General features: G+C 40.2%; 26 protein-coding genes and 1 pseudogene. 19 read left to right on the top strand and 8 right to left on the bottom strand.

What is annotated here, in order from left to right; all coding sequences use genetic code 11:
* Positions 1-12 precede the first annotated feature (12 nt).
* The 7 genes and pseudogenes from FTU13_RS04070 (at position 13) to tfpZ (ending at position 6,368) form a co-directional block, all read left to right on the top strand.
* Entirely contained in the window at positions 13-1,434 is a 1,422-nt protein-coding gene (locus FTU13_RS04070; protein WP_078189374.1) for an FAD-dependent oxidoreductase, read from the top strand.
* A gap of 240 nt (positions 1,435-1,674) precedes the next feature.
* Positions 1,675-2,559 carry a metal-dependent hydrolase gene (locus tag FTU13_RS04065; protein ID WP_180126926.1) on the top strand — a complete coding sequence of 295 codons (885 nt, stop codon included), beginning with the start codon at positions 1,675-1,677 and terminating at the stop codon, positions 2,557-2,559.
* A gap of 161 nt (positions 2,560-2,720) precedes the next feature.
* Positions 2,721-3,311 carry a LemA family protein gene (locus FTU13_RS04060; protein WP_078189372.1) on the top strand — a complete coding sequence of 197 codons (591 nt, stop codon included), beginning with the start codon at positions 2,721-2,723 and terminating at the stop codon, positions 3,309-3,311.
* A gap of 29 nt (positions 3,312-3,340) precedes the next feature.
* The gene (locus tag FTU13_RS04055; protein WP_180161097.1) at positions 3,341-4,408 is read left to right on the top strand and encodes a YgcG family protein; all 1,068 of its coding nucleotides are present in this window, start codon (positions 3,341-3,343) and stop codon (positions 4,406-4,408) included.
* Complete coding sequence (locus FTU13_RS04050) at positions 4,402-4,962, top strand: TPM domain-containing protein (protein WP_180126923.1); 561 nt, start codon at positions 4,402-4,404, stop codon at positions 4,960-4,962. Before FTU13_RS04055 ends, FTU13_RS04050 begins: the two co-directional genes overlap by 7 nt.
* Before the next feature lie 204 nt (positions 4,963-5,166).
* Complete coding sequence (locus FTU13_RS04045) at positions 5,167-5,583, top strand: pilin (protein WP_180126921.1); 417 nt, start codon at positions 5,167-5,169, stop codon at positions 5,581-5,583.
* 70 nt (positions 5,584-5,653) lie between these two features.
* Positions 5,654-6,368, top strand: a pseudogene (tfpZ, locus tag FTU13_RS04040) (TfpX/TfpZ family type IV pilin accessory protein).
* Between the two features lie 47 nt (positions 6,369-6,415).
* Here tfpZ and bfr read toward each other — a convergent pair.
* From bfr to gmk, 6 genes are all read right to left on the bottom strand, one after another.
* On the bottom strand, positions 6,416-6,880 hold the full coding sequence (bfr, locus tag FTU13_RS04035) for a bacterioferritin (protein ID WP_180126919.1): 465 nt from the start codon (positions 6,878-6,880) through the stop codon (positions 6,416-6,418).
* 257 nt (positions 6,881-7,137) lie between these two features.
* Entirely contained in the window at positions 7,138-7,332 is a 195-nt protein-coding gene (locus tag FTU13_RS04030) for a bacterioferritin-associated ferredoxin (RefSeq protein WP_078192519.1), read from the bottom strand.
* A 217-nt stretch (positions 7,333-7,549) separates the two neighbouring features.
* On the bottom strand, positions 7,550-7,933 hold the full coding sequence (locus tag FTU13_RS04025; protein WP_180024298.1) for a RidA family protein: 384 nt from the start codon (positions 7,931-7,933) through the stop codon (positions 7,550-7,552).
* A gap of 54 nt (positions 7,934-7,987) precedes the next feature.
* Positions 7,988-10,093, bottom strand: a complete 2,106-nt coding sequence (locus FTU13_RS04020) for a bifunctional (p)ppGpp synthetase/guanosine-3',5'-bis(diphosphate) 3'-pyrophosphohydrolase (protein ID WP_180126917.1) — start codon at positions 10,091-10,093, stop codon at positions 7,988-7,990.
* Positions 10,094-10,311: 218 nt separating this feature from the next.
* A complete protein-coding gene (rpoZ, locus tag FTU13_RS04015) occupies positions 10,312-10,593 on the bottom strand; it encodes a DNA-directed RNA polymerase subunit omega (protein WP_067762989.1) in 282 nt (93 codons plus the stop codon).
* A gap of 76 nt (positions 10,594-10,669) precedes the next feature.
* On the bottom strand, positions 10,670-11,293 hold the full coding sequence (gene gmk / locus FTU13_RS04010) for a guanylate kinase (protein WP_180055425.1): 624 nt from the start codon (positions 11,291-11,293) through the stop codon (positions 10,670-10,672).
* 133 nt (positions 11,294-11,426) lie between these two features.
* On the opposite strand from gmk, the gene ispH reads away from it, so the two are divergent.
* The 12 genes from ispH (at position 11,427) to rplS (ending at position 21,986) form a co-directional block, all read left to right on the top strand.
* Complete coding sequence (ispH, locus tag FTU13_RS04005; protein WP_180084571.1) at positions 11,427-12,377, top strand: 4-hydroxy-3-methylbut-2-enyl diphosphate reductase; 951 nt, start codon at positions 11,427-11,429, stop codon at positions 12,375-12,377.
* A 165-nt stretch (positions 12,378-12,542) separates the two neighbouring features.
* A complete protein-coding gene (locus tag FTU13_RS04000; protein WP_180126915.1) occupies positions 12,543-12,989 on the top strand; it encodes a GspH/FimT family pseudopilin in 447 nt (148 codons plus the stop codon).
* Positions 12,983-13,492: a type IV pilus modification protein PilV gene (gene pilV, locus FTU13_RS03995; protein ID WP_372491161.1), complete on the top strand. Its 510-nt coding sequence runs from the start codon at positions 12,983-12,985 to the stop codon at positions 13,490-13,492. Before FTU13_RS04000 ends, pilV begins: the two co-directional genes overlap by 7 nt.
* Entirely contained in the window at positions 13,493-14,518 is a 1,026-nt protein-coding gene (locus FTU13_RS03990; protein WP_180126911.1) for a PilW family protein, read from the top strand.
* The gene (locus FTU13_RS03985) at positions 14,515-15,279 is read left to right on the top strand and encodes a pilus assembly protein PilX (RefSeq protein WP_180126909.1); all 765 of its coding nucleotides are present in this window, start codon (positions 14,515-14,517) and stop codon (positions 15,277-15,279) included. The genes FTU13_RS03990 and FTU13_RS03985 overlap by 4 nt, the downstream gene beginning before the upstream one ends.
* Positions 15,280-15,294: 15 nt before the next feature.
* Positions 15,295-18,798 (top strand): PilC/PilY family type IV pilus protein, encoded by a 3,504-nt coding sequence (locus FTU13_RS03980; protein ID WP_180126907.1) that lies wholly within the window; start codon positions 15,295-15,297, stop codon positions 18,796-18,798.
* 9 nt (positions 18,799-18,807) lie between these two features.
* On the top strand, positions 18,808-19,263 hold the full coding sequence (locus tag FTU13_RS03975; protein ID WP_180126905.1) for a type IV pilin protein: 456 nt from the start codon (positions 18,808-18,810) through the stop codon (positions 19,261-19,263).
* A gap of 5 nt (positions 19,264-19,268) precedes the next feature.
* Positions 19,269-19,721 (top strand): type IV pilin protein, encoded by a 453-nt coding sequence (locus FTU13_RS03970; RefSeq protein ID WP_249708865.1) that lies wholly within the window; start codon positions 19,269-19,271, stop codon positions 19,719-19,721.
* Between the two features lie 147 nt (positions 19,722-19,868).
* Positions 19,869-20,126 carry a 30S ribosomal protein S16 gene (gene rpsP, locus FTU13_RS03965; RefSeq protein ID WP_078189354.1) on the top strand — a complete coding sequence of 86 codons (258 nt, stop codon included), beginning with the start codon at positions 19,869-19,871 and terminating at the stop codon, positions 20,124-20,126.
* Between the two features lie 17 nt (positions 20,127-20,143).
* Entirely contained in the window at positions 20,144-20,692 is a 549-nt protein-coding gene (gene rimM, locus FTU13_RS03960; protein WP_078189353.1) for a ribosome maturation factor RimM, read from the top strand.
* 42 nt (positions 20,693-20,734) lie between these two features.
* Positions 20,735-21,475: a tRNA (guanosine(37)-N1)-methyltransferase TrmD gene (trmD, locus tag FTU13_RS03955; protein ID WP_180024307.1), complete on the top strand. Its 741-nt coding sequence runs from the start codon at positions 20,735-20,737 to the stop codon at positions 21,473-21,475.
* 139 nt (positions 21,476-21,614) lie between these two features.
* Positions 21,615-21,986 carry a 50S ribosomal protein L19 gene (gene rplS / locus FTU13_RS03950; protein WP_078189351.1) on the top strand — a complete coding sequence of 124 codons (372 nt, stop codon included), beginning with the start codon at positions 21,615-21,617 and terminating at the stop codon, positions 21,984-21,986.
* A 63-nt stretch (positions 21,987-22,049) separates the two neighbouring features.
* On the opposite strand, the gene FTU13_RS03945 is transcribed toward rplS, so the two are convergent.
* Both FTU13_RS03945 and FTU13_RS03940 read right to left on the bottom strand, forming a co-directional pair.
* The gene (locus FTU13_RS03945) at positions 22,050-23,009 is read right to left on the bottom strand and encodes a triacylglycerol lipase (RefSeq protein ID WP_180126901.1); all 960 of its coding nucleotides are present in this window, start codon (positions 23,007-23,009) and stop codon (positions 22,050-22,052) included.
* A gap of 224 nt (positions 23,010-23,233) precedes the next feature.
* Positions 23,234-24,199 (bottom strand): triacylglycerol lipase, encoded by a 966-nt coding sequence (locus tag FTU13_RS03940; protein WP_180126899.1) that lies wholly within the window; start codon positions 24,197-24,199, stop codon positions 23,234-23,236.
* Between the last annotated feature and the right edge of the window lie 144 nt (positions 24,200-24,343).

Below are 24,343 nucleotides of genomic sequence, written 5' to 3'. Positions count from 1 at the left end.
ACGGAGAGAGACATGGCAGAGCGCCTAAATAATGACTTTCAGTTCCTGGATGTAGCACGCCAAGATCCAGAGAAAAAAGATCTAGTTGTCCGCAAAGCAGAATTTGTGGAAATCTATAAACCATTTACAGCTGAAGTTGCAAAAAACCAAACACACCGCTGCTTAGGTTGCGGTAACCCGTATTGTGAATGGAAATGTCCAGTACATAACTACATTCCAAACTGGTTAAAACTGATTGCAGAAGGTCGCATTTTCCAAGCGGCAGAATTGTGCCATCAAACCAATACATTACCTGAAGTCTGTGGTCGTGTTTGTCCACAAGACCGTTTATGTGAAGGCGCTTGTACGCTAAATGACGGCTTTGGTGCAGTCACCATTGGTAATGCTGAAAAATACATTAACGATACAGCCTTTGCATTGGGCTGGCGTCCAGATATGTCACACGTTAAGTGGACAGACAAGAAAGTTGCGATTATTGGTGCAGGCCCTGCTGGCCTTGGCTGTGCAGATATTCTTGTACGTAATGGTGTGAAACCAGTTGTATTTGACAAACGCCCCGAAATTGGTGGTTTGCTGACTTTCGGTATTCCAGAATTCAAAATGGAAAAAGACGTAATGAAACGTCGCCGTGAGATTTTCTCTGGCATGGGCGTTGAATTCCGTCTCAATACTGAAATTGGTACAGATGTGACCATTGATCAGCTATTGGCTGATTACGACGCTGTATTCATGGGTATGGGAACTTATACCTACATGAAGGGCGGTTTTGCGGGTGAAGACCTTGTTGGTGTGCATGATGCACTGGATTTCTTGATTGCCAATGTGAACCGTACGCAAGGTTGGGAAAAAGATCCATCTGAATACATCAGCATGGAAGGCAAAAAAGTGATTGTTCTCGGTGGTGGTGATACCGCGATGGACTGTAACCGTACCTCGATCCGTCAAGGCGCCGAATCGGTAGTTTGTGCCTACCGTCGTGACGAAGAAAACATGCCGGGTTCACGTCGTGAAGTGAAAAATGCACGTGAAGAAGGTGTGGATTTCCAATTTAATCGTCAGCCGATTGAAATTGTAGGTGAAAATGGCAAAGTGACGGGTGTTAAAGTTGTGACTACACAGCTTGGTGCGCCTGATAGTCGCGGTCGTCGTAGCCCTGAGCCAGTTCCAGGTTCAGAAGAAATTTTACCAGCAGATGCAGTATTGCTTGCCTTTGGTTTCCGTACCAGCCCTGCAGATTGGTTTACAACATCAAACATCAGTATGGATGGTTCAGGCCGAGTCATTGCTGCTGAACAGCAAGAATTTAAGTTCCAGACATCGAATCCGAAAATTTTCGCCGGTGGTGATATGGTACGTGGATCTGACCTTGTGGTAACCGCAATCTGGGAAGGTCGCCAAGCTGCAGAAGGTATTCTTGACTACTTAGATGTTTAAGTCATGACACGCCAGTGCTTACACTGGATTCATTCAAAAAACCCGCTTCGGCGGGTTTTTTATTTTTTGGAATTTACCTCAAATGACAAGTAAATGGATTTTGCAGATAAATACGCTGAAAAGTTGTCAGACAGCGCTTTAGAATGGTGAATTATGCAAGTGTGCTAGCACATTTTGCCATGTGTGAAAGTACATCGGAATTACATACTGCGATTATGATCTAAATCTTAGGAAGCGACCATGACGCAAGTGACGACACAAAAAACATATCTGAATCGTCCTAAAGCCATTGGCATTACGGTACGTCGAGCACAATTCAATCCTAAAGCGATTCGCCGGCATTATTTTGCCAATTCACCGGTGATGTCGCATTTGTTGACGGCATTGTCATCGACCTTTCCCATTGGTGAGCAATTCTTTGTGCATAGCGTGCGTAATGTACGCGATAAAGTCAGTGATGAAAAATTACAAGCTGAGATCGCAGCATTCATTGGGCAAGAAGCGATGCATTCCAAAGCCCATGCTGAATTTAACGATGCTTGGCGCAGTGAAAGCTATAATTTAGATCGTTTCCAAGCATGGCTGGCGCGTAAAGATAGCTATGTAAAAAACTTACATCCAAAAATACAGTTGGCAATTACCTGTGCATTTGAACATTTTACTGCTTTACTTGGCGGCTATATTTTAAGACATCCTGAAGTACTGAGTACTTTAGATGATGATGCAGTGAAACTTTGGGTTTGGCATGCGATTGAAGAAATTGAGCATCGCGCAGTGGCATTTGATGTATATCAACATGTCTATGGAGATGACAAAATACGCCGCATGATTATGCGCAGTGTGACCACGGGTTTTGCAAGTCTTACGTTTTATTCTGCAACGAAGCTATTTATGCAGGATAAGAAAAAAAGTTTGCCGAAGGTTGGTGGAAATATATTCGGGGCGTATTTATTGGCAAAAATGTTTATTCAATTGACGCCAGAATATTTGTCATATTACAAAGCAGAATTCCATCCGAGCGAAATTGATTACAGTCAGATCGTGAAATATTGGAAAGAACGCCTTGCTGATGAATATCAAATGGAAAGTTTTCAGACTGAAATCACACCGCAATTGTATAGTTAATTCAAAATGTTAAAAAAACCCGAGTTGTGGGCTTTTTTTCATGCTCAATATTTTTCGAGTGGATCAGTTTAATCACAAAGAAAATACATAATTCATTCGAAAAATAGGGTTAGAATGAATTTATTTAAACAATTACAAATAAATACTTGAGGTTAAGGGTTATGAATTCAATGAAAAAAAGCATGCTCGCAATCGCATTAGTCAGTACGTTGACCCTGAGTGGTTGTGGCTATAACACATTACAAGTCAAAGACGAGGCTGTTACAGCAGCATGGTCTGAGGTGCAAAACCAATATCAACGCCGTGCAGATTTGGTACCTAACCTTGTCAATGTGGTTAAAGGTTACGCGAAACATGAGGAACAAGTACTGACCGAAGTGACTCAAGCACGTGCCAATGTTGCGGGCTTAAAAGTGGATAAGGAAGTTTTGGAAGATCCAGCACTGTTCCAAAAATATCAAGAAGCTCAAGCGCAGATGACCAGCGCACTTTCTCGTTTAATTGCAGTCTCGGAAAATTATCCAGACTTAAAAGCCAATGAGCAATTCCGTGATTTACAGGTACAGCTTGAAGGCACTGAAAACAGGATCGCTGTCGCACGTAATCGCTACATTACTACGGTACAAGACTTTAACGGCTATGCACGCCAGTTCCCGCAAGTGATGACAGCTAAAGTCATCGGTATGGATACCAAGCCTAACTTTAGCGCAGAGCAAAGTGCACAAACTGCACCAAAAGTTGATTTTAATTAATTGGCATCACTGCATTGTGAGGTGGGCTGATGGTGGATTTTGAGCTAAAACATACAGGTTTGTTGTGGTTGCAGCGCATGGTTTTAGCATGCTTATTGTGTGTGGTGGGTTTCACACATGCAGAAACTGCCACCGCTACAGATGTAGATGCTGAAACAGTTGTTGTCGCTAAAATATTAAAAGATCAACAGTCAGCTGCGCAAAAAGATACAACAGCGCAGCCTGAAATCAAAATTCAGCAGCCGAATATCGCCAATGATATGTCAGATGGCGAGTCGATTCGGGGCTTGCCGACGCTCAATGAACCTGTAGTTGATCAGGCAAGCTTACTTTCTGCTGCTGAAAAGCAAGCCATTAGCCAGAAAATTTTACAGTTACACGAACAAGGCAAGGCACAAATTGGCGTCGTGATTGTGCCAACCACAGGTCAAGAAGATATTTTTGATTACGCCATGCGTGTTGCAGAAAAATGGCAACTCGGTTCAGCAAAACGTGACAATGGGATATTGATGGCGATCGCTGTGAATGATCGTCGCATACAAATATTAACGGGTTATGGGTTAGAAGGAATCATGCCCGATATCATCGTCAGTCGCATTATTCGTAATCATATCACACCGTATTTTAAGCAAGCCCAATATGCTCAAGGCATAGATGCTGGCTTAACGGAAATAACCCAAATTTTAAATCAAGACCCTGAAGTTGCAGCTCAAGCAGCCCAAGAGCTGAAAGAACGTCAGGAACAAGCCTTACACGAGCAGCAAGCCAAAGAGAAAACTTTTACAACGGTTCTCATTATTTTGGTGATTGGTATTTTTGCATCCTTTATTGTGGGTAAGCGCTTAAGTGCGTCAACTGCTGCTGTTGCAGGTACCGTTGCGGGTTTGGTCAATGGTGCAGGTCTACTCACCAGTCTGTTGATGGGTGGGGCAATTTTCTTTTTACTGATTACGGCTATTGCTCAAACCATTTTTCAAATGTTTCTTGCTGGTGGTGGGGGTGGTGGAGGCCGTAGCGGAGGTGGTGGCTTTGGTGGCGGCGGCTATAGTGGAGGCGGTGGTGGCTTTGGCGGTGGGGGAGCATCAGGTTCATGGTAACGAAAACAGAAACAACAGAAATTGTCACCTGTCCTAAAACACAGGAAATACAGCAACCAAGTTTTAAACGCTGGTTGAAGCACTTCTTTTATATGCCCGCAGCAAACCGTTTTTTTAATAAGCAAGATCAGCAGGCCATTGCACAAGCAGTGACAGAAGCCGAACATGGCCATGTGGGCGAAATACAAGTGGTGATTGAAGGGCATATTCCTTCGAACCAAGCCTATTATCAAAATACCCGCGCACGTGCTGAACAGCTTTTTGCTGAACTGGGTGTGTGGGATACGGAATTTAATAGTGGTGTTTTGCTTTATTTAAACTTATGTGAACGTCAGGTTGAAATTGTCATTGATCGTGGGATGAGACAGGCAACCAATGCCCAAGTGTGGCAGGCCATTTGCGCGCGAATTATCCAAAACATGCAAAATAAACAATACCGAATAGCTTTGACGGTTGGTGTAAAAGAGATTGGTGAAGTGATGGATCACTTTTATGCAGGAAAGTCTGTAGATCGAAATAATGAAATCGCAAATGCGCCCATTATTTTGCGCTAAAAAACGGTGATAAAGTGACACAAATCGTCACTTTTAAACACAAAAAGAGACGTAATGATTACAAAAAATAAAAATATTTTTTTAAAGTGCTGTTTTTTCTGTCATTTTCACTATAATAAATCTTGGCACACTCTGTGCTATTTATAAAACAAGCTACATAGCTTTATTAAATAATTAAATTAAAAAACATTTGTGGAGAATGTTATGAACGCTCAAAAAGGTTTTACCCTTATTGAATTAATGATCGTTGTTGCAATTATCGGTATTCTTGCTGCGATTGCGATTCCTGCTTATCAAGATTACACAGTTCGTGCACGTGTTTCTGAATGTGTGGGCTTAATGGCGGGTGCTAAAACTACGGTAGTTGAAAATGCTTCTGCTGGTACAGCATTTGCTTCTGGTTTTAATGCGAATGCCGCAACTAATAACTGTGGTGCTGTTGCAATTAGTGATGCAGGTATTATTACTGTAACTACAAATGCTAATGCAGGATCAGTTCCATTAACTATGACTCCAACTCCAGCGCTTGTGGCTGGTGCAATTCCAGCAGCACCAATCACATGGCAATGCTCAGCTCCTGCTGCTAATCATAAACACGTTCCAGCTGAGTGCCGTAATTAATTTTTTAATAAAAAACGCATCTATAAGATGCGTTTTTTTTTGTCTAAATTTTTTTAAACCTATAGCAAATATTTTTATGCGACTAAAATTTTTTCTTAAGCATTTATTGTATTCTTTTTTAGTTGTGTCATTGGTTTTTGTATATTTTTTTATTTGGTATCCCTCGCCACTAGCAATAGCGGTATACGTGATGCAAATTTTGCTGATAATGTGTGTCATAGATGTCATTATTGGGGTTAATAGTCTATAAAGAAGGAAAAAAGACACTCAAATTTGATTTAGGTATAATTATTATTCAAATTGCTGCTTTGGGCTATGGAATTTATAGTATACAGCAAGGGCGCCCTGTATGGATTGCTTATAATGTAGACCGTTTTGAATTGGTACGTAAAAATGAACTAATTACCGAGCATTTAGATCAAGCGAAAATTCTATATCAGAAGGCCTTATTTTTAAGCCCTCAATATGTATCTGTAGAATTTGCTAAAGATAAATTACAACATGAGAACGATATGTTTGCTGAGGCATTAGGCGGAATTTCAATTGCTCAAAAGCCTGAACGTTATGTGGATTTTACTAAAGCCTTGCCACAAATAAAAAAACGTGCAAAAAGCCTAAAAGATTTAGAGCAATTTAATGATCAGAAACAAGTACAAGAGATATTAGTGAAGTATCCTCAAGTGACTGGATACGTGCCCTTAAAAGCCAATGCTGTAGATATGACTGTCTTAGTTAATAAGGAAACAGGTGAAGTGATAAAAATTGTTGACCTTCGCCCTTGGTAGTAATTTATGAAAATAAAAAACCCGCAGATGCGGGTTTTTTAATAAGTTTAAATCTGACTCTGAATATAATTCTCTACACCAATAGATTCAACCAAATCAAGCTGAGTCGTCGTCCAATCCAACCATTCTTCTTCTTTTTCTAAAATCTCTTGAACTAGATCTCGAGTGACATAATCTAACTGCTCTTCTGCTAGTTTAACTGCAGTTTGAATGGCTTCAATGTTCTCTTTGACTTTACGTACATCACAATTTAAAACTTCAACGGTATGCTGACCGATATAGAGCTTACCTAGGTGTTGCAAATTAGGTAGGCCTTCTAAAAATAGAATGCGTTCAATAATTTTATCAGCATGCTTCATTTGACGAATTGATTCTTTATATTCTGCAGAACCGAGTTTCTCAATGCCCCAATCGTTAAACATGCGCGAATGTAAAAAGTATTGGTTAATTGCAGTTAAATGATGATAAAGCACCTGATTTAACTGATTAATTACATCACGATTGCCTTTCATGTCTGACTCCTTAACTGCAATAAAGCTCGAACTAAGCAATATAAATTCGATATTAGAATAGAAATATCTTAAACAACAAAGTGTAATTTAGCGAGTGTTTTATAGAACAGCAAATGAAAATCACAATCAAAACAAGGCGCTAATTTTCAGATCTTTAATAAATAAAAACCCGCTTAGAGTCAGAAGCGGGGGAGGAGGAATGGTCTGAGACCATTGGTTTTATAATTATGATTGTTGATGAAACTTAAAAACTTGGTTTAAGCAGCAATTGCGATACGGGCTGCAATTTGTGCAACTTCGTCACTGATGATCATACGTGCTTCAGGAGCACAGCGACCACAACAGGTGCCTAAATCGAGCATATCGCGAACTTCACGATAGCTTTCTGCACCATTGGCAATTGCATCTTTAATGTCTTGATCAGTAATACCACGGCACAAACAAACGTACATGAAATCAAACCAAGTGAATAAATGGGATAAGTAATATTATTGATAATTATTATCGTTTGTCAATAAAAATCATTTAAAAATGCTTTTAAGATAATTGAGTTTTTGAATAAAAAATGTCATTTAAGCGGAAATCTGAGTAATGCTCAGATTTCCATGTGTGGCTTTTGTTCTTTTGGAATATGATATTTAGTTAAGGGCTTAATCGGTGTTTACTAACTTATTGATTAATAATCACCACGCCATCCATTTCAACTAGTGCACCTTTTGGTAGGCTAGCAACACCGAGTGCTGCGCGTGCAGGGTAGGGTTGAGCAAAGTATTCGCCCATAATTTGGTTGACCAATTGGAAGTTAGAAAGGTCGGTAAGGAAAATATTCAGCTTAGCGATATCTGCTAGCGAACCACCTGCAGCTTCACATACCGCTTTTAAGTTGTCGAATACACGGCGAATTTGAGCTTCAATGCCTTCTACCAGCTCCATGCTATATGGATCTAAGCCAATTTGACCTGATAAATACAAAGTGTCGCCCACTAAAATGGCTTGTGAGTAAGTACCAATTGCAGCGGGTGCATTTTCAGTATGGATTACCTGGCGGGACATCTATTTCTCCTATTATCATCACAGACACAGCACATATACATATGCGGTGTCAGGTTAGCTGGCAACTTTCGCAGGCTCAGCAATGGCAACAGGTTGTGCCAAACGACTGATGCGTGGGAAGCCAAAATGCATTCTTAAATTACGGATAATTTCGGCAATTTGTTTACGATTGTGTACAACAATATTCACATAGGTTTTTTCTTCATGTGAGCGGACAGTTTCTACACCTATTTTTTCTTTACGGCATAGATAGATCAGTTCTGAAATTTGCTCATCATTTAACAGCATGTTTAAGCATAAATAGGCTGTAAAACTAATGTCCTCACTGTCTTCTGTAGTCCAGTGTAAAGGCATGATATTTTCAGGATGTAAATGTTGTTCATGCAATAAATTATGACAACGTGAACGGTGCACAATCAAACCACGACGTGATAAATGCCCTTGTATTGGATCGCCTAAAACGGGGTTACAGCAGTGCGCATATTTGACGTCGACGCCATCAGTGCCCAAGATTAAGCGTGCAGAGTTTGAAGTCTGAATGGTATCTTGAGCATATAAATGATTAGCAACCAATTGCGGTAATAAGTCACCCACGGCAATCTGTTCAAATAATTGTTCTTTATCATTTAAATGACGCCAATTCAGCACATTTTCCCAATCCGCTAATGTCAAATCACTTACAGAACGGTTAAAGAGTTTTAATGCGCGATTTAAAGCTTGCTGACCAACTAAACGTTGTTCATCTTGGTCTTGGTCACGGAGGATATTTTGTAATGCGCGGCGGGCTTTTTGGGTATTAATAAAGCTTAGCCAGTCAGGGTTTGGTGTTGCAAGAACATCAGTGATAATTTCAATCACTTGACCACTCAGTAATGGTGTTGAAAGGGGCTTGGTTTCCCCATCAATTTTTGCACCAACGGCATGGTTGCCCAAAAATAAGCTTGCTGAATAAGCGAAATCAACAGCTGTGGCACCCTGAGGGAGTTCATGCAAATGACCGTGTGGGGTGTAGACCCAAATTTTTTCTTGATGTAGATAATCCAGTAATTCACTAAATGTGGTCTTTGCACATGCGCCATCGACTAACACGTTTAAATTTTGCATGGAGGCTTGGATCGCTGAGCGACAAGCTTGTGGTGCATTTTCACCGAGAACCACACCAAAGCGCGCCGCTTTACGCATCAACTCCGTTTGGATAGTCAGAGATAAAATGGTCTTTTCACCTTTTAAGCGCATCATCAGTGACTGGTTGCCACCGGGTAACGGGCGGCGAATATGATCGGTGTAATTTAGAACTTTAAAGCTTTCTTTGAGGATATCAGCAAGTCGGTCACAGTCTGCGATGCTTTGTAAAATAATTTCAAAGGCATGACTATGGGTGAGCTCTTGCAGATCGATATCGTTTTTTACAAAGTGGCGAAGTAATTCAATATTATTATTCTTCTTTTTAATTCGACCTGAAATATGGTGTTGTTCTAGTAAGGCGGTGAGGTTATTTTCCCACTTGGTTTGGTATTCGCAGCGTTTCGGTTTGGTTTGTAATAAAGCTTCTTGAACATTGTTATACATATCTAAGTCGAGATTTTGATAACACAAATGTTCAAGGTTGTCGGCCATTTCATTCATACCGACAAGGCGTGCCATAGGCACAAAAATTTCAAAAGTTTCTTGGGCAATACGAGCACGTTTGTCAGGGCGTAAAGCACCTAGTGTGGTCATATTGTGATAACGATCTGCCAGTTTAATAATAATGACACGTGGGTCTTGTAGTGTTGCTTGCAGAATTTTACGGAAAGATGCGGCTTTATTATATTCTTTATCACTAGAGTGGCTGAGTTTTGTGACGCCGTCGACGAGTTCAGCTACGGTCAGACCAAATTTTTCAGTAATATCTTGTTTGGTAAATTCAGTATCTTCGATGACATCATGTAGTAAAGCAGCCATTAAAGTTTCCGCATCAAGACGCATATGCGCCAAAATACAGCTCACCGCAATTGGGTGAAGGATGTAGGGTTCGCCACTTTTACGTGTAATGCCATCATGGGCAATATCCGCATAGTCGCAAGCTTCAAGCACGCGTTCGACATCACTTACTGAAAGGTAAGCGTCGATAATCACATTTAACTGTTGCTTGGCTTGGCTGACCATTGGGCCTGGCATAGAACACCCTTTTACTACTGATTTACAAATGAAACGGTTAATACTTTAATGAAATGCATATTGCATGACTTGTCAATTTTTTAGTTTAAAAAAATGAAAATCTTTTTCGCCTGCTTTGCACTTCTTAAGCTTATGTTATAACTGTTCTGAGTAAAATATTAAAGAGAATCCATAAAAAAAGCCTAGTTAAAAACTAGGCTTTTAAGGTCAGGTTTATCTTATTGGAAAGAAAAACCGTCTAAGTTTAGGTTATTTGCAGAAAGTGCAAGGTCTAAACTTGAAGTTTGGTAGTCTTGTTCACGTTGTTTCAAAATGTCTTTAGAAACGTGACCCGCTGCGATTTCACGAAGAGCAACAACGGTTGGTTTGTCATTGTCCCACTCAACAGTAGGTTCGATACCTTGACGTGCCAATTGACGCGCGCGTTTGCTTGCCACTAGTACAAGCTCAAAGCGGTTGTCTACATGGTCTAAACAATCTTCAACGGTTACGCGTGCCATAAGAATTCTCGTTTGAATATAAAATTTTAACAGACTGTGCAGTATAAGGTGCTTTGTCTATAGACTCAAGTTTTAATCACTGTTCCATAGGGGTGATTAATTTCTCAATCAGTTTTTCATGGCGCATAGCTTGTTGTTTTAAAACAAGACGATTGGCAATAATAACGGACTCTAAGTCATGCAGTGCTTTATTAAAGTCATCATTAATAATGATATAGTCAAAATTAACGTATTGCTGCATATCTTCTACGGCACAGCTAAGACGATGTTCAATTACTTCAACAGAGTCTGTACCACGATTGGATAAACGTTGACGTAAATCGAACTGACTCGGAGGAAGAATAAAAATTTGTCTAGATTCAGGAAAAAGTTTACGAACCTGTTCAGCACCTTGCCAGTCAATTTCAAGTAAAACGTCATGACCTTTGGCCAATTGTTCTTTTACTGTGCGCTGTGCAGTACCGTAATAATTACCAAAAACTTCTGCATATTCAATGAAGCCGCCTTCATTTACCAAAGATAGAAAATCTTCTTTTTTAGCAAAATGGTAATGTACGCCGTCTAATTCGCCAGGACGCTGACCACGAGTGGTATGAGAAACAGAGACATGTAAATTGTTTACACGTTCAAGCAGGGCTTTAACGAGGGATGTTTTGCCCGTTCCCGATGCAGCAGAAACGACAAACAAGAGACCCGACATGATATTTTTCCTGATATGATAAAATATCTTCTCTATTTTAGAGTAGACGCGCGCCAAACAAAATAGTCAGACGTCTATTGTTTACATTTATTTCAAGTGATACCCGTAAAATTGAGTGGGCATTGAGGATTCTATGGAAATTGTTTTAGCTAATCCACGCGGTTTCTGTGCAGGTGTTGATCGCGCCATCGCGATTGTGAACCGTGCATTGGAATGCTTTAACCCACCCATTTATGTACGTCACGAAGTGGTACACAATAAATTTGTGGTGGACGACTTGCGTCAACGTGGTGCGATATTTGTGGATGAACTGGATGAAGTCCCTGATGACAATATTGTGATCTTCAGTGCGCATGGTGTATCTAAAGCAGTACAACAAGAAGCTGAGCGCCGTGGGCTAAAAGTTTTTGATGCGACGTGCCCTTTGGTGACCAAGGTACATATAGAAGTGACCAAGTACGCACGTGAAGGCGTGGAAGCGATTTTGATTGGTCATGAAGGTCACCCAGAAGTTGAAGGGACAATGGGTCAATATGACACTAAAAATGGTGGTTCGATTTATTTGGTTGAAGATGAACAAGATGTTGCTGATCTAAAAGTGGTGCATCCGGAAAAAGTAGCGTTTGTAACTCAGACAACGCTTTCTATAGATGACACAGCAAAAGTCATTGATGCCCTACGTCAGAAGTTCCCTGAAATTCAGGGGCCGCGCAAAGATGATATTTGTTATGCCACTCAAAACCGCCAAGATGCCGTACGTGATCTGGCTGAGCAATGTGATGTTGTATTGGTTGTGGGTTCGCCGAACTCTTCGAATTCGAACCGATTACGTGAATTGGCAGAACGGATGGGTAAGCATGCGTATTTGGTGGACAATGCAGATCAGTTGCAGCAAGAATGGTTTAATGAACACACAAAAATTGGTGTAACTGCAGGAGCATCTGCACCTGAAATATTAATTAAACAAGTAATTCAGCGACTGCAAGATTGGGGAGCAAAAGCGCCGCAAGAGTTGGATGGTCGTGAAGAAAATATTACATTTAGTTTGCCAAAAGAGTTACGTATTCCTGTAACTCAGGCATAAAGTGTTAATGACTTAACATTCTGAATTTTTTTAAGAATTGACAGATAATTGCTTTTTGGCAATTATCTGTTTTTTTATGCCTTTTATCCTTATTTGTGTTTGTTTTGTAATTTAATTAGATATTATTTTTAATAGGGTAAAGTTTGGCGCGCCTTGGGGGGGAGTATGCAGAAAAATAAAGGATTTACGTTAATAGAGCTGATGGTGACGATTGCTGTGATGGGGATTATCGCCATGCTGGCTGCGCCTTCATTTGGAGATATGATTGTTCGCCAAAATTTAAAGAAAAGCACAAATGAACTTATTGGAGTGTTAAATCAAACGCGAGCAAAGGCAGTGTTGGAGCGTAGGAACATAGATGTCAATTTAAGTTCAGAAGAAACAGATGCATTGCCTATAGATACTGCCACAGTAGTGAATTGGATGCCTCATGGTAAAACACATTTAACGTCCGCAAGTGAAACAAGTATTACATATGGTTTAAGTGGTGGAGTGGTTGGCGCAACAACAGATACTAGCTTTATTTTGTGTTCTGTTGCTGGGGGTAAATCTCAAACAATTAGTGTTTCAAAAATGGGAACGATTCAGCAAGTTGTTGAGGGTACATGCTAATGATTAAAAAGAAGAATCAACAAGGTGTTGGATTAATTGAAGTATTGGTAGCTCTTTTGATCCTTGCAATAGGGGTGATGGGTTTTATTGCTTTGCAATATAGAGCTATCGAGGCAACTGCTGAAAGTGGCTCGCGAATACAAGCAATTAATTTAGCACGTGATTTGGCTGAAAGAATGCGGGTAAATCGTGGTGCTGAAGAGGTTTATGCTTTTCATTTGAATACAGCAAATACTCAGCGAGTTTTCCCAATAAATTGCTTTAATGCGAATTGTTCTAGTGCCGATTTGGCTGATTTTGATGTTGCTCAGATTGCAACAAAAGCAAGAGTTATTGGAATGTCTGTTAATTACTTACCATGCCAAGGAAATGCGGATAGCCGTAGATGTATTTATGTTGCGTGGGGTGATACTTCTGCTACTGATGGTGCTGAAAGGGGGAACTGTACAACAGGGGCTAGCTATGAACAGGAATCAACATGTTTGATTATGGAGGTTTACTAAATGAACCCAATTAAACAAGCAGGCTTTACCTTAATTGAGTTGATGATTGCATTAGCTCTAGGTTTAGTAATTGTTGCAGCAGCCACAATGCTATTTCTGACAAGTTCACGTAGCCAAGCATTACAGCAAGGACAGGCTAGTTTACAAGATGATGCTAATTTTGGACTGAATTATATTGTGAAAGACATTCGGTTGGGAAATTTAAATACTGTTCAATCTAGCATCAACGATTTGACAACTTATGGTGGTGTGGTTTTTCGTTCATCATCAAATCCTGTTGAAGTCAGTGGTGTAAAACAAGCAAATTTACCGATAAGTTTAGTAGGAAATTCTGTAAGTCAAACGCTTTTAAGTAGAAGTCATGGTCTTTCAGTTGGTACAGCTCCACAGTGGACAGGTGTTTCAAACGTACAAGGGGAAGCTAGTGATCAGCTTACAATTCAATTTGTGCCTCAATATATTTTAGATCATAAAAATACGGCAACGGAAGCCGATGATGTTTGGTATGGCGGATCAGATTGTGAGGGTAATGAACTTGAATTTACTCTTGCTGAAGGTCGACATGTTGTTGTTCAGCGTTATTTTTTAAGAGCAGATACGAATAATAGTACAAATGAGCCTAACTCACCTTTGGCATTAGCATGTGATGCGGGGCACTACCCATTAGAGGGCTCACCAACTGAAATCGACGGTTTGGGTGGGGCGGGTGAAATTATTATAAAGAGAGCAGACCAATTTAGGGTCTTATATTCGATTCAGTCAGGTGCAAACCATCGTTATGTTGATGCAGCAACATACATGGCTATGGATCCCCGTCCAAGAATTTTGGCTGTTCAACTCGGGGTCTTGGTGCGTTCAAATCAGACTGTAGGTGGTGGTGCTGATTTTAAAGATGATCAAACCTTTCGGATTTTGGATCAAGAAGTCACAGTAACAACACCTACAGCTAGTGCTCCTAAATATGCAAGACAGGTTGTCACGCAAACAGTATCGTTGCGCAACACTTTTGGGGAGAGAGGACAATGATAAATAAACAGCGTGGTGCAACTTTAATTGTTGTCTTATTTCTTTTACTCGCAATTGTGGTCCTAGGAACTTTGGCTGTTCGCCAAAGTTTAGTGAGCTTAAATATTGCAACAAATAGTCAGGCACAACAGCTATTGCTACAAAACTCGGATTCAGCTTTTTTTAATGTCGAGCGTGAAGACAATATCATTCAAGCATTGAGTTCAAGTGGTATGTTTGGGTATATCAGTGGGGCTCCTGATAAGGAAAAGGAAATGGTTTTTTGCTATCGCGGAGCAGAGCCTAGTTTTTTTGATATTAACCGGGCCAGTTTAATTTATTGGAAGCCTGGTGAGGTAGCCCCAACAAATAATGAATTTGGTTTAGATGGATACTGTAATGCTGACGAAAGTACGACTAACTTTTTTACTAGCGGTCGTAAGGCAGTTATGACACAAGTGGCTGTGAAATTTACAAGTATTTCAGAAAATGATCCGTTTTTTGGTGCGCAATTTGGCACAGATGACAAAACAGTTAAATTTGATAGTACTAAACCTGTAAAAGTTTTTGCGGTCTCGGTTATGCCAACACTAACTAATGCATCAACAACAGATATTAATAATTGTTTTAGAAATCATATGAGTGAAGCAACTGTACCTGAAGGTACTTCAGTGGCACTAAATGCAATTTCACGTAAAACAGTGACAGAGTGTCTTGCTGATTTAAATGTTCCATATACATCACATGTAACGGAATATGTGATTGTTCAAGACTTTGTATAGATTTGGGGTAATGAAATGAAAAAACAAACTAAGAATTTTATTAATTCATGTCGCCATAAAGTTCTTGTAGCAAGTATGGCTGCATTTAGTACGGGCTTAGTGACTACAAGTGTTTCACAAGCAAGTGATATTGATATTTATCAGGATGCGAAATCTGGTGATATTACGTTGATGTTTATGCTAGATGTATCTGGGAGTATGACTGGGAGTGGTTCTTATGATGGTACAGGAAAAACCCGAATAGCTCGATTAAAAACGGCCATGGATAACCTTTTAAATGGTACTGCAACAATTGATAAATTGGGTGATGATAAAATTATTGGTTTATCAACTTTAGGATCACCTAGCAATACAGAGTCAGGTGCGGTTTTAGTCCCTGCAAGAAGGTTAGATGCTGTTGTAGGGGGGAAAACGCAACGACAAATTTTGTGGCAGAAGATAAATGGATTGTCCGCTAATTCAAATACACCTACAGGGCGATCATATGCGACGACCATTTCATATTTAATGGGGACATCCACTAAAGATATTAATAATGGAGGTTGGAGTGAATCGGATAGTTTGACAAAGGATGGTAACAAGTATCTATCACCGTATTCATTGACTCAAACAGATGAAGTGAAAAAATGTAGTGGACAGGGTATCTATGTCTTAACAGATGGTGAACCTAATAAGGGTACAACTGCAGATTTGTCTAGAGCTGCAATTGGGAAAACAACTTTTCCCTCTTGTACGGGAACATCTCCAGGCTGGGATTGTATCGGTAAATTGAATTCAGCTTTATTGGATCCAACTAAAAATGCAAAACAGCTAAAATTTAAGACAGCTGTGGTGGGTTTTGGTAATAGTTTTAATAATATTCCAAAATATGATGTTAATAAATCACAAGCTGAAAATTTAGCCCCATTCGTAAATACTGATGGAACTAAAAAGACAAATTTAACGAATGTACAAGAAGCAGCATATTGGGGGATTATGGGGGAAGGAGGTTGGTATTCAGGTAACGAGGCTGCTGATATTGTAGAAAGTGTGAATGACTTTATTAGTAATTTATCTAAAGATATTCCTTCTGTAACAACAGGTTCTCCGACCATCCCACGAGATGCTTTAAACCCTGCTGAGCTACAAAATAATGCTTATTATCAAAGCTTTCAACCGACTCCCAATACCAATTATCAATTATGGACAGGTAATTTAAAGAAATATTTAGTTGGTGATGATGGGAAGCTTAAAGGTAAAACAGGAGGTGATGTATTTAAAACTGATGGTGGTATTAAAGAACCTACTTATGATGCTAACGGAAATATTACCTCTGCAGTTTACGATTATTGGGCAAAAAGCGTTAATACGGCTGTAGAAAATAGTGATGAAAATACAGTGGGCAGTAAGAAGTTTGCTGCACGTGGCGGTGCTTGGTCACAAATGCTACTTGGAGCAAATGTTCAAAATAATGCTGAAAGAAAACTATTAACAAATCGTAAAGCAGTTGGTAACACATTTGGTGGTGCTGGTTCATTGCGTCAGGTTCAACTAACTGATGTTACAGATTCAACATATAAAAATGATCCGAATAGAGGCTATTTGCTTACATTATTGGGATATAACTTAGACGTAGCAAACCCACCAACGACGATTGACGCCTTGAAAGCACAGAGTAGTTTACGTCAAATGGGTGCAGTGATGCATTCTTATCCAGTTTTGGTAACGAATAAAGGTAAGTTGGAATATAACAAGACTAAAAAAGTTATGGAGTCAACCGGTCGTGAGGACTACGTATTATTTGGGACCACGCAAGGCTTACTACATGTGGTTGATGCAGACACAGGTGTAGAAAAGTTTGCTTTTGTGCCAAATGAAATGGTTGAGAATCAAAAAGATGCTTTCCGTTTATCCAGTGTTACCAATGGTGGAATGCAAAAACTTTATTATGGTATTGATGGACCATGGAGCCTTTATACACAATATGTGGTAGATAGTTCTGGCAGCTTGGTTGTAGGAAATGGTCGTACAACAAGCCAGAAAGGTATGCAAATAGCATATGGTGGTTTGCGTATGGGGGGGCGTAGTTACTATGCATTAGATCTCAGTAATATAAATAGTCCTGAACTTAAATTTCATATTGACCCTGCAACTCAAAAGGTATACAGCGGCTCAAAATCTACAACGTTTAGTCAGCTTCAATATATGGGGCAAAGTTGGTCGAAACCATCGATTGGTTGGGTAAATTGGGGTGGCGAACGTAAACGAGTCATGTTAGTTGGTGGTGGATACGATGCTGGTGGTGATGATGGGGATGCGCGTACAGGTGGTGTGAAAGGTTTATATGCTGGATATGAAAGTGATACATATAATCCTACGAAATCAAAAGGCGCTGGCGTTTATATGTTTGATGCGGACAATGGTGATCTTCTTTGGTGGGCAAGTGATAATGTTGCAACTACATCCGCAGCAAATACCAACACAGGTGTGATAGCAACGAAGCATACTGATTTAAAATACAGTGTCGTAAGTGAAATCCGTACAGTTGATCGCGATGGTGATGATTTAATTGATCACATCTATTTTGGGGATCTAGGTGGACAATTATTCAGAGTGGATTTTGATAATAAACAAAAGTTAAAAGGCGCTGTTCCAAAAACACCAGTTAAACTTTTAACATTAAATGATGGCGCTAAAAGTCCTAGATTTTACGATATGCCAGGATTTTCTTTATATAATCAAAATGGTGAGACCTTTGCTGTAATTTCACAAGGAAGCGGTAATCGTAGTACACCAATGAAGGATTTTTCTTCTACTGAAGCTGGCTATGATTATGACGCGATCTATAATGTTTATGATAAGGATGTGGCACGTCGCGACCTATTCAATAGAACAACAAATTTATATACAGAAAACCTTCAAAAATCAAATTTAGGTGAAATAACAGAGGCAAATCGTTTTGCAAATTCAACTTTAGTTGCTCCTTATTCTGAAAAAGGGGGGTGGTTCTACAAATTTCAAAATTGTACGGCTGGTGTGGATGGTAAGCTGACAAATTGCAGTAATTATAAGAAACAAAGTGAAAAGGTCTTTGGTACACCTCTAGCTATGAACTATAAACTTTATGTATCAACGTTTGATGCAAGTAAGCCGGGTATTTCTGGTGATTGTGGTGCAGGTGTGAAAGGTGAAAGTATGCTTACTGCATTCTGTATGCCGTTTGGTCAATGTGCGACCAAAATAGAGCCTTCACGTAGCGTTATTGGTGTAGGTATTCATACAGTTACTGTTGGTGGTAAAGATGGTGGTGGTACCGGTGGTGGAGAGGAGTGTGCCGGAGGTATATGTCCTCCAGTAGAATGCCAAGACGAATCTTGTCCACCAAAAGCGACCGGTAATACGAGTGCTACAAATTATTGTATCAATACAAGTGGTCGAATTGCCTTAACGGTGACTGGTAGTTTTGGTAATGGAGAAGCGACAGAAATGTGCCTTATCCCACAGCGATGGTATGAAAAACTCGCGCGTAAAGTATCTTAGGGGGGGGGAATGAAAAGAAAAAACTTTTTCCAATCAGGCTTTACACTAATCGAGCTGATGGTAGTAGTGGTGATTGTGGCAATTATTGCCGCAATTGCAATTCCATCTTATCAAGAGTACATTCGTCGGTCTCAGGCTACGCAGGCTCAAGATCAAATACAACAAATCGCTATGGCTTTAGATCGTCATAAATCTAGAAATTTTAATTATCAAGGTTTTGTAATGCCGTCAGGGATGAATGTACAGCCTAGAGGTGCGACGGGGGCTGCTGTAAAATATAATTTTACAGTAGTACCAGGTGTTGGTGGTCAGACATGGTTAATTACAGCGTTGGCTACAGATCCAAAGAATTACAATTTTTTAATGTCTAGTACTGGTGTACGGTGTAAAAATAAAACGGCTAGTCTTATCGATTCTGCATCTATTTCATGTGGTACAGAAAATACGGGGCGTGAAGAATGGTGAATCGTATGACAAAAGGCTTCACACTTATTGAGCTTATGATTGTGGTTGCAATTTTAGGTATACTTGCCGCCATTGCTTATCCTTCTTACCAAGAACATGTTAGAAAAACTAAGAGAGCTGAAGCACAGTCTGAAATGCTTGACCTAGCAAACCGAATTCAGCGTTTTAAAATTGCGAATTTTTCATACGTCCCATTGATAAATAATGTTGAAGTGCCGATGACGTTAAATGATTTACAGCATTCTGGGAAAATTCCTAGTCAAGGTACAGTTTTATATACTATTCAATTGACCAATGTTACACCTACAACTTGGGCATTGATTGCAACACCAGTTTTAGGAACATCTCAACAAAATGATGGCTCAATATGTATAAATCATAGGAGTCAAAAATATTGGTCCAAAGGCCGAACCTGTACTATTGCTGATCTTACTGATACTTCATCTTGGAATAACTAATAACCTCAAATTCAAAATTGTGGATAAACACTTTTTGATCTTTCATTCAGGGCAAATTTCACGTAAAATATTGCCCTCTATGAAAGGGGTTTGAAATGTATCGATGGTCGGTACAGGGATAATCCGTAAAAACTATAAGGTTCTATCATGGTTGTTATTCGTCTTGCACGCGGTGGTGCTAAAAAACGTCCGTTCTATCAAATCATTGTGACTGATAGCCGTAATGCACGTGACGGTCGTTTCATCGAACGTATCGGTTTCTTCAACCCTACAGCTCAAGGTAAAGCAGAAAAACTTCGTTTAGATGCTGACCGTTTTGCTCACTGGGTTTCACAAGGTGCTCAACCTTCAGAACGTGTTGCTTCTTTAGCTGCTGAAGCTAAGAAAGCTGCAGCTACTGCTTAATTAGTAGTAGGTTACCCATGACACCAACACAGAATGTTCCCGAAGATCGTATTCAGATTGGACAGCTACGTTCAGCATATGGATTAAATGGGTGGCTCTGGGTCTATTCCAATACAGAACCTATGAGCAATATTTTTGACTACCTCCCTTGGTACATTGAGACCAAAGCAGGTTGGCAAACAGTAGATGTAAAACGTTGGAAACCACATGGCAAAGGCTTGGTTGTTTCGCTAAAAGGTGTGAGTGATCGTACCGCAGCAGATAACTTGGTTGGCGCAAATATCTGGATTTCTAAATCGCAACTGCCTCAAGCAGGCGTGGACGAGTATTACTGGTCAGATTTGAAGGGCTTAACAGTGTTAGGTCTTGGAGAAGATGAACAAGAAGTCAACCTCGGTCAAATCCACGAATTGTTTGAAACAGGTGCTAACGACGTGATGGTAGTTCGCGCTACTGCTGACAGTGTCGATAGCGAAGAGCGAATGATTCCATGGCATAAAGATGTAGTACAGCGTGTTGATCTCGAAGCTGGTCGTATCTACGTAAATTGGGGCGTAGATTATTAATCCTTTAAGGATTGACGCAGCAGGAAAATAGAGGAGTCTGCGATGTTTTTTGCAGTCATTACGCTTTTTCCTGAAATGTTTGAAGCGATTACAGCCTACGGTATTAGCGGGCGCGCAGCAAAACGTGACATTGTGCAAGTTCATTGTATCAATCCACGCGAATTTGCTGAGGGCAACTACAAAAGAGTGGATGAACGTCCATTTGGTGGTGGTCCAGGTATGGTGATGATGGCTGAGCCATTAGCGAAAGCAATTCATCGTGCCAAAGAGCTTGCCAAGCAAGCGGGTGCTGTTCATGTCCCTGTGGTGTATATGTCGCCGCAAGGAAAAACCTTAAATGAACCTGCGGTACAAGATTTCGTCAAATATGATGGATTGATTGTATTGTGTGGTCGTTATGAAGGTGTAGATGAGCGTTTGATCCAACAATATGTTGATCAGGAATGGTCAATAGGCGATTACGTTTTATCTGGTGGTGAACTTCCTGCGATGGTTTTATTGGATAGTGTGATTCGGAGACTTCCGGGTGCAATGTCTGATGAGCAATCACATGTGCAAGACTCATTTGTGGATGGTCTTTTAGATTGCCCACAATATACCAAGCCAGACCATTTTGAAGGTTTAGATGTTCCTGAAGTATTAAAATCGGGACATCATGCCAATATTGAGAAGTGGCGGTTTTTGCAGCGATATCAACGCACTTTAGAACGCCGACCTGAGTTGGTTGAAAAAGTTGAATTGACCAAGCAGCAAAAGAAATGGCTAAAAGATTCCCAGGTTTAAATTTTTTAAATCTTATATTAGGCTCTTTATGCATTGAAGCGGTCAAGCATAAAGGGAAAGTCAATCGGGTCTATGCGCTTTAGCCTCTAGCCCCAGCGATGATTAGACCTCTTCTAACTCGCATAATTGGAGATACCCCATGAGCGGTAAACATCCTTTAGTACAAGCTGTTGAAAATGCACAGTTGAAACAAGACATCCCTGCTTTTGCTCCTGGTGACACAGTAGTTGTTCAAGTAAAAGTAAAAGAAGGTGAGCGTGAACGTCTTCAGGCATTTGAAGGTGTTGTAATTGCTAAGAAAAACCGTGGTTTGAACTCTGCGTTCACAGTACGTAAAATTTCTAGTGGTTTCGGTGTTGAGCGTGTATTCCAAACTCACTCACCAATCGTTGCTGGTATCGAAGTGAAACGTCGTGGTGACGTTCGTCGTGCTAAACTTTACTACCTACGTGAATTGTCTGGTAAAGCTGCACGTATTCGTGAAAAATTACCAGCTCGTAAAGCAAAATAATTTGTTTTACAACGCTGTAAAAAAATGCGCCTTTAGGCGCATTTTTTTATGCAAGAAAGAAAATTATAACCCTTGAAGTTTCAAACGATTGGCATGTTGACGGTAGACTGAAACAGGGTCTGGTGCAAATAAGCCTTTCAAGCCTAATACTTGATTGACTTCATCGAAATGGTTCCACTTATAATTATCACGGATGGTTTTACCCAATTTACTGCTGCATTGGCTCACTAAGCCGTCGTTCGGTTGTCCGCTAAATGCTATTGGCCCCATTGCAGTAAAGATCGTATCTGGATCAAGTAAGTTGGTGGTGTTAGATATACCTGTCCATGAATAGAAGCTAATGCCATTGGCTACATTTGGGCCATCAGCACATTTGGTTGTAGGCATACCGAGCGGGAATTTTGCATTAAAAGCTTTCACACCTGGTTGAGACATACTGTAGATCGAAGCTTTAAAATTTGAAGGCAGATTCGACTGCTGGGCGAAGTTAATCACTGGGGTCATTAAGGCATCCATAACTGTCGCTAATACGCCATTTAAAATCGGCACACTCTGTACTAAATCCGCCACAGGTGAACCGTCATTGGTGCCTGCAACTGTACTGACAGAGGCAACCAAATCAGGTCGTACACCAGCAATATATCGAGCCGTAGGACCACCATGTGAATGACCAATTAAATTCACTTTGTGTTTGCCTGTAATTGCAACCACTTGTTCAACTTGGTCTAACAGTTGTTCACCGCGAACTTCAATGGATTCCAATGGGGAGATTTGAGTAGCAAAGGCCGTTGCCTTATGGCTTGCCAAATCGGGGAGAACTTGATACCAATAATCTAGACCAAAAACGGCACCGCCTAAGCGGTTAAAACCAAACATCCCGTGTACAAACACTAGGGGGTATTGGGTTTCAGCATAATTGTCGATGACTTTTTTAGTGGTCGCTTGCTGTATACCCAATTCAGCATGCGTTTGGGTCACTGCCATACTTGCAAGGAGCGTGGCGAAGAGCAATTTTCCTTTCATTTTTCATTCCTTTCTTTTTGTTTTGGTATTCAAACTGTGATTTAGTTCAGTTTGGAAATAGACAAAATTGCCTATCTGACAATTTTTATTGTCATTAAGGATTATAAAAAAAGGAAAGCAAAATGTGAGAGCTAATCGACAGAATGAAAGATATTTTGTAAATAGATTAATGAAAATATCATTAAACCCTGAATTTACAGGGTTTAATGTATAGCTTTACTAAATTATAAACCTTGAAGTTTTAAACGATTGGCATGTTGACGATAAACATCGACAGGATCTGGTGCGAACAACGCTTTGAGACCAAGCACTTGGTTGACTTCATCTAAATGGTTCCAGTTGTAGTTATCACGAATGGTTTTACCAAACTTGGCACTACAGCGTGATACGAGGCCATCATTGTCTTTTCCGCCATCGATCAGTAATGCGGTCACTTTTAGGGCTGAGTCTAAATCTAAAATATTGGTGATTTGGCCCACACCTGTAAATGAATAGTTATAAATGCCTTTCTCAACGCTATTGCCATCAGCACAATTGGATTTAGGCAAGCCCAGAGGGAATGCGGCATTGTACTTTGCAGAACCCGCTAGCGTTAAACTTGAACCACCTGCCAATGCATCATGAGGGTAAGTCTTTGGATCTAGACCTTGCGCCCAAACGATGGCTTTAGAGACAAAATTCACAGCTCCAACCAAGGGTGCTTCGACAGCGGTGCCTTCAGCTTTTAAAATTAAGTCTGCAACAGGGGAGCCTTGATGAGGTCCTGCAACACTGGTTAATGAAGCCACGACATCTGGGCGAACACCGGCAATATAACGAATCGTTGGTCCACCATGACTATGTCCAATTAAATTCACTTTATCCGCACCTGTGAGTGCTTGGATTTCAAGAACTTGTTGTAGAAGCTGTTCGCCACGCACTTCGGTAGAGTTAAAAGGCGATACGCGAGTTGCCCAAACATTTGCACCATTTCGGGCAAGATCAGGAAGGATTTGATACCAATAGTCGAGTCCAAATGAGTCCGTACCAACGGTAATAAAACCACCCATACCATGGTTAAATACGATTGGATATTTGGTCTTTGCATAGCTGGAACTAGCTTTGGCAGTGACTTGGGTTGCTTGCGATGCAGATACATTACTGATGAACGTAGCTGCAATTAAACCTGCTAAAAATGATCCGTATTTCATGAGCGATCCTCAATGTATTATTGTTTTATGACAATATTTATTGTCACTTCTAATAAAGCAATAAAGATCACCTGTTGCAAATTGAAAAAGATTAACTGTGACGCTAAATGTAACAAAATAAAAGATCACGAATTTTCAGATTGA

Origin of the sequence: Acinetobacter sp. YH12064, from assembly GCF_013419735.1 — a bacterium.
Taxonomy (GTDB): domain Bacteria; phylum Pseudomonadota; class Gammaproteobacteria; order Pseudomonadales; family Moraxellaceae; genus Acinetobacter; species Acinetobacter amyesii.
This window is presented reverse-complemented; position numbering and strand designations above follow the sequence as displayed.

Coding starts and splice junctions, on each gene's coding strand:
- FTU13_RS04055 (WP_180161097.1), top strand. CDS start 3,341: ATGGTGGATTTTGAGCTAAAACATACAGGTTTGTTGTGGTTGCAGCGC.
- FTU13_RS04020 (WP_180126917.1), bottom strand. CDS start 10,093: ATGCCAGGCCCAATGGTCAGCCAAGCCAAGCAACAGTTAAATGTGATT.
- FTU13_RS03985 (WP_180126909.1), top strand. CDS start 14,515: ATGATAAATAAACAGCGTGGTGCAACTTTAATTGTTGTCTTATTTCTT.
- FTU13_RS04025 (WP_180024298.1), bottom strand. CDS start 7,933: ATGTCCCGCCAGGTAATCCATACTGAAAATGCACCCGCTGCAATTGGT.
- FTU13_RS03990 (WP_180126911.1), top strand. CDS start 13,493: ATGAACCCAATTAAACAAGCAGGCTTTACCTTAATTGAGTTGATGATT.
- gmk (WP_180055425.1), bottom strand. CDS start 11,293: ATGTCGGGTCTCTTGTTTGTCGTTTCTGCTGCATCGGGAACGGGCAAA.
- pilV (WP_372491161.1), top strand. CDS start 12,983: ATGCTAATGATTAAAAAGAAGAATCAACAAGGTGTTGGATTAATTGAA.
- rimM (WP_078189353.1), top strand. CDS start 20,144: ATGACACCAACACAGAATGTTCCCGAAGATCGTATTCAGATTGGACAG.
- FTU13_RS04000 (WP_180126915.1), top strand. CDS start 12,543: ATGCAGAAAAATAAAGGATTTACGTTAATAGAGCTGATGGTGACGATT.
- ispH (WP_180084571.1), top strand. CDS start 11,427: ATGGAAATTGTTTTAGCTAATCCACGCGGTTTCTGTGCAGGTGTTGAT.
- FTU13_RS04050 (WP_180126923.1), top strand. CDS start 4,402: ATGGTAACGAAAACAGAAACAACAGAAATTGTCACCTGTCCTAAAACA.
- FTU13_RS04030 (WP_078192519.1), bottom strand. CDS start 7,332: ATGTACGTTTGTTTGTGCCGTGGTATTACTGATCAAGACATTAAAGAT.
- FTU13_RS03945 (WP_180126901.1), bottom strand. CDS start 23,009: ATGAAAGGAAAATTGCTCTTCGCCACGCTCCTTGCAAGTATGGCAGTG.
- rplS (WP_078189351.1), top strand. CDS start 21,615: ATGAGCGGTAAACATCCTTTAGTACAAGCTGTTGAAAATGCACAGTTG.
- bfr (WP_180126919.1), bottom strand. CDS start 6,880: ATGAAAGGCAATCGTGATGTAATTAATCAGTTAAATCAGGTGCTTTAT.
- FTU13_RS03975 (WP_180126905.1), top strand. CDS start 18,808: ATGAAAAGAAAAAACTTTTTCCAATCAGGCTTTACACTAATCGAGCTG.
- FTU13_RS04065 (WP_180126926.1), top strand. CDS start 1,675: ATGACGCAAGTGACGACACAAAAAACATATCTGAATCGTCCTAAAGCC.
- rpoZ (WP_067762989.1), bottom strand. CDS start 10,593: ATGGCACGCGTAACCGTTGAAGATTGTTTAGACCATGTAGACAACCGC.
- rpsP (WP_078189354.1), top strand. CDS start 19,869: ATGGTTGTTATTCGTCTTGCACGCGGTGGTGCTAAAAAACGTCCGTTC.
- FTU13_RS03980 (WP_180126907.1), top strand. CDS start 15,295: ATGAAAAAACAAACTAAGAATTTTATTAATTCATGTCGCCATAAAGTT.
- FTU13_RS04045 (WP_180126921.1), top strand. CDS start 5,167: ATGAACGCTCAAAAAGGTTTTACCCTTATTGAATTAATGATCGTTGTT.
- FTU13_RS03940 (WP_180126899.1), bottom strand. CDS start 24,199: ATGAAATACGGATCATTTTTAGCAGGTTTAATTGCAGCTACGTTCATC.
- trmD (WP_180024307.1), top strand. CDS start 20,735: ATGTTTTTTGCAGTCATTACGCTTTTTCCTGAAATGTTTGAAGCGATT.
- FTU13_RS03970 (WP_249708865.1), top strand. CDS start 19,269: ATGACAAAAGGCTTCACACTTATTGAGCTTATGATTGTGGTTGCAATT.
- FTU13_RS04070 (WP_078189374.1), top strand. CDS start 13: ATGGCAGAGCGCCTAAATAATGACTTTCAGTTCCTGGATGTAGCACGC.
- FTU13_RS04060 (WP_078189372.1), top strand. CDS start 2,721: ATGAATTCAATGAAAAAAAGCATGCTCGCAATCGCATTAGTCAGTACG.